Genomic DNA, 273 nt, shown 5'->3' with positions numbered 1-273 from the left:
ATTTGAAATTTATATTCCTGTGCAAGACCTTCCAGCATTTCTTTGCATTCCACATCAATTCCATCTTTTAAAACCTTTTTTCTATACTTGGTACACCAGACCAGATGATACTGCAGAGAGTATACATATCCTCTACCATATGAAAGATCATTTTTATTAATTGTAAACATATCTTTTCCCATAAAAACATTATACCATATACATAGGAATATATCAAACATTTGTTCTCATTTTTATCAAAAATCTTGCGCGTCTAACTCATCACTACTACAA

The 273-nt window shown here is 30.4% G+C and carries 1 protein-coding gene; it reads right to left on the bottom strand.

Going from position 1 to position 273, the window contains the following annotated elements; genetic code table 11:
* A partial coding sequence (locus DXD02_RS16310; RefSeq protein ID WP_199691650.1) for a transposase occupies positions 1-182 on the bottom strand: 182 nt, incomplete at its 3' end.
* Positions 183-273: the final 91 nt, after the last annotated feature.

The organism is Blautia sp. TF10-30, from assembly GCF_003481245.1.
GTDB classification, from domain to species: domain Bacteria; phylum Bacillota; class Clostridia; order Lachnospirales; family Lachnospiraceae; genus Fusicatenibacter; species Fusicatenibacter saccharivorans.
Note: the sequence above shows the minus strand (reverse complement) of the source record. Positions and strands in the feature narration are given on the sequence as shown.